The following is a 3,554-nucleotide window of genomic DNA, read 5'->3' as shown; positions in this document are numbered from 1 at the left end:
GCCTCTTCTTCGGCAGCCAGGCGGGCGGCTTCGGCTTGACGGGCCTCTTCTTCGGCAGCCAGGCGAGCGGCTTCGGCTTGACGGGCCTCTTCGGCAGCCAGACGAGCGGCTTCGGCCTGACGGGCCTCTTCGGCAGCCAAACGAGCGGCTTCGGCTTGACGGGCCTCTTCTTCGGCGGCCAGGCGAGCGGCTTCGGCTTGACGGGCTTCCTCTTCCGCCACCAGATCGTTGACGATCACCGGCTCCAGCTCAGAGGCACACTCCTCCAGCACCATGGGCGCATCATCTGGCTCCGGCAACGGCGCACAGCAGGCATCGTCCACCACTATGCCGGCATCGGCGCGCTCGGCCTCTACCTCGGACGGGCTGGCCGGTTCGACAGTGGTCGCTGCGGTGGCCTCGGAAGCGGGTTGGGTCTCTGCCTCATCTTTCTTGCGGCCGAATCCCAGCCAGGAAAACAAACCTTTTGCCATCTAATAAATACTCACTTGATCGGCGGACTGCTAAAATGGCCGTTCCGCAGGGGTTCGGCACAAAAATGAACCGCCTTATACTACCACTTTCTTTTCTGACGACGAAACGCGATGCCCAGAGCGAAAAACAGCCGTAATGGCCCTTCCCGACCGGGAAAATCGGGCTTTGTGCGGATCATCAGCGGCCAATGGCGTGGGCGCAAACTGCCGGTTCGTGACGTGGAAGGGCTGCGACCCACCACGGATCGGGTCAAGGAGACCATCTTCAACTGGCTCGCCCCCCACATCCGCGACACCCGCTGCCTCGACCTGTTTGCCGGCAGTGGTGGCCTGGGCCTGGAGGCCCTCTCCCGCTACGCCAGCCAGGTGACCATGATCGAGCGTGACCGCGGTGCGGCGCAGCAGCTGCGCGCCAACCTGGCCCTGCTCGGCAGCTCGGCGGCCGAGGTGATCGAGGCCGATGCCCTGAGCTGGTTGCAGGGGCCCGCCCGCCCCTTCGATCTGGTGTTCCTCGATCCACCGTTCCGCCAAGAGCTGCTGCTCAGCGCCTGTCAGTTGCTGGAGCAGGGTGGCTGGCTGGCCGAGGGGGCCCTCATCTATCTGGAGCGAGAAAAAGAGGCCACGCCACCCGCCCTGCCCGCCACCTGGCACCTGCTCAAGGACAAGCAGGCCGGGCAGGTCTGCTACCAACTCTACCTGAGGGAGACTGCCCATGAAGCGCCTGTTTAACCTGCTGGCCAAGGTCATCATCCTGCTGTTCTGGCTGGGCGTACTGGCCGCCCTTGCCAAGCTGCTGCCGGGCAAGCTGAACGGCTTTCTGCCCCCCTGCGGCCTCATCGTGCTGCTGATGCACTGGGCGCAAGCCAGCATGATCCGCAAGGCGTGCGAGCGCTACTTCGCCGTGACCCGTGCCGAGTACTGGCAGATCATCTTGTTCGGGGTCTTCGCCACCCAGGGGATACGGGAGCGGCTCAACGCCATCATCACTCCCAAGGAGTAAAACAAAACGCCCGGCTGATGCCGGGCGTTTTATTGGTGCGCTTACTTCTGTTTGCCGACCATGATGCCGAGCTTGACCGACAGCCAGGCCGCCAGCAGCAGGGCAATGATGAGCGGGACGAAGTTGCTGCCCAGCTCGGGATACTGCACCCGCAGGAAGGCGGAGTGGCCGAAGATACCGATGAAGAAGCTGATGACGCAGCAGGCAGGGGTGTTGCCCTCCATCGGCTCGCTGGCATAGTGCTGGTAGAGCTGGCGGGCCGCCAGTACCAGGGCAATCAGGGGAAACAGGGAGAAGGGCACCTGGCTGTCAGTCAGCACCGCTAGCGTGGCGTGTCCGCACAAACCGACCAGAAAGGCCAACAGCAGGATACCCTTGGGGATCGGGGTCGGCTCACTCATCGCACTCTCCTTCTGCATGCGCCTGCCGGCGCTGTTGGTAGACTTCGGCGCCGGCCGCGATGATGCGCAGCTGGCGGATGGTTCGCTCACTCAGGGCCCGGCACTCTTCACGGGTCAGGTCGAGGGCATCGGCCCCGGCATTGAAGACGATGGTGACGATGGCCTCGGCCTGGATACAGGCATCCTCCCTGCTGCTGCCCGAGGTCACCTCAAGATAGTCGGTCAGCTCGGCGATGAAGTGCTGGATCTCGCGCGCCACCGCCTGACGGAAGGCCACCGAGGTACCGGAGCGTTCCCGCAGCAGCAACCGGAATACATTGGGGTTGTTCTCGACAAACTCCATGAAGGTCTGTACCGAGGTGCGGATCACGCTGCCCCCACCGGCGATACGCTGGCGTGCCTGGCGCATCAGATGGCGCAGGGTCAGCCCGCCCTCGTCCACCAGGGTCAAGCCGAGCTCCTCCATGTCGCGGAAGTGGCGATAAAAAGAGGTGGGGGCGATACCGGCCTCGCGCGCCACTTCGCGCAGGCTCAGGTTGGAGAAACTGCGTTCACAGCTCAGCTGGTTGAAGGCGGCCTCGATCAGGCTGCGCCGGGTCTTTTCTTTCTGTTGTGCACGGATTCCCACAAAACCACCTCACGCTTTTGGACAGGGATCATACCCGATGGCTGGCAACTGCGCAGCCTTACCGCGAGCCGGCTTTTCTGAAGACAAAAAAAACGGGGTGATCGTCGATCACCCCCTCGCAAAAGGCATGTTCCATTTCTGGCGCTCCCACACCACCCACTCCTGATGAACACGGCCGGATGGCTCCGTCCGCACGCGTCGTTCCGTGACACGAACATCCCGGTCTACACCGAGGGGGGTGAGGTACGCCTAACACATCCCAGGTGAGAGACGTGTTGTCCTTGCCCCCTCATCTTATGGGCGCGACCTGTATAAAAAAGCATTCAATTGGACAAAACATGCACCATCATCTATGCGCTAGGTGATGAAGGGTGAAAATAGTCTTAAAAATCAATTTTGTAGATATCTAACCCTCATCCTTGTGCCATGCATGGCACCGCCAATGACGCACGGCGGCTTGCGACATGTCGCACAAACGTTTTCCTTTCGACTCAAAGCCAACGCTGGATGGGCAGCCGTCCCGCCAGCCAGCGCCATGCCCTGCGCCAACACGGTAAGGGAGGATGGGCCTGACGGTGCTGGGGCCAGCTCTCCTGCTGCCAAGCGGCCACCCACTGCTGCAAGGCTTCCTGCAAAGGCTCGCAGCGCAGCCGCACCACCAACTCGGTGTTGAGAAACAGGGAACGAGGATCGAGATTGAAGCTGCCAAGCAGGATCTCGCCTGACCCGGTCAGCACCAGCTTGGCATGCAGGCTGCGTCCCTTGTCCGGTCGCAACTCATGCAGGGCGATCCCGAGCCGGCGCAGCCGTTCACGCTGCTGCTCGTAGGTCGCCTGAACCAAGGGCACGTCGGTCGTGGCCATGGAATTGGTCAGCACGGAGATCTCGCAGCCACGCCGCGCCAGCCGTCGCAAACGCCTCATGAAACGCGGCGGTAATAGCAGATAGGGAGAGACCAGCACCAAACGGGGGCCGGCCTGCTGCAAGGCGCGATCGATCCAGCCAGCTACCCGGCCCGGACGCAAAATCCCCTTGCCAGGTACATCAAACAG

At 62.5% G+C, this 3,554-nt stretch carries 5 protein-coding genes and 1 pseudogene; 2 read left to right on the top strand and 4 right to left on the bottom strand.

The window, feature by feature from the left end; genetic code table 11:
* Positions 1–473: pseudogene (locus BN1134_RS20210) on the bottom strand (signal recognition particle-docking protein FtsY); the annotation flags it as partial.
* Positions 474–584: 111 nt separating this feature from the next.
* Here BN1134_RS20210 and rsmD point away from each other — a divergent pair.
* Both rsmD and BN1134_RS14040 read left to right on the top strand, forming a co-directional pair.
* On the top strand, positions 585–1,202 hold the full coding sequence (gene rsmD / locus BN1134_RS14045; protein ID WP_042047987.1) for a 16S rRNA (guanine(966)-N(2))-methyltransferase RsmD: 618 nt from the start codon (positions 585–587) through the stop codon (positions 1,200–1,202).
* Positions 1,186–1,473, top strand: a complete 288-nt coding sequence (locus BN1134_RS14040) for a DUF1145 domain-containing protein (protein ID WP_042047986.1) — start codon at positions 1,186–1,188, stop codon at positions 1,471–1,473. The genes rsmD and BN1134_RS14040 overlap by 17 nt, the downstream gene beginning before the upstream one ends.
* A 41-nt stretch (positions 1,474–1,514) precedes the next feature.
* On the opposite strand, the gene BN1134_RS14035 is transcribed toward BN1134_RS14040, so the two are convergent.
* The 3 genes from BN1134_RS14035 to BN1134_RS14025 all read right to left on the bottom strand — a co-directional run.
* Positions 1,515–1,874: a YijD family membrane protein gene (locus BN1134_RS14035; protein ID WP_042047985.1), complete on the bottom strand. Its 360-nt coding sequence runs from the start codon at positions 1,872–1,874 to the stop codon at positions 1,515–1,517.
* Positions 1,867–2,502, bottom strand: a complete 636-nt coding sequence (gene fabR, locus BN1134_RS14030; RefSeq protein WP_042047984.1) for an HTH-type transcriptional repressor FabR — start codon at positions 2,500–2,502, stop codon at positions 1,867–1,869. The genes BN1134_RS14035 and fabR overlap by 8 nt, the downstream gene beginning before the upstream one ends.
* 491 nt (positions 2,503–2,993) lie before the next feature.
* On the bottom strand, positions 2,994–3,554 hold a 561-nt coding region (locus BN1134_RS14025; protein WP_042047983.1), incomplete at its 5' end, for a phospholipase D-like domain-containing protein.

This window comes from Aeromonas simiae (assembly GCF_000820125.1).
GTDB classification, from domain to species: Bacteria; Pseudomonadota; Gammaproteobacteria; order Enterobacterales; family Aeromonadaceae; genus Aeromonas; species Aeromonas simiae.
The sequence above is the reverse complement of the archived record's forward strand: the minus strand, read 5'-3'. Positions and strand labels throughout refer to the sequence as shown.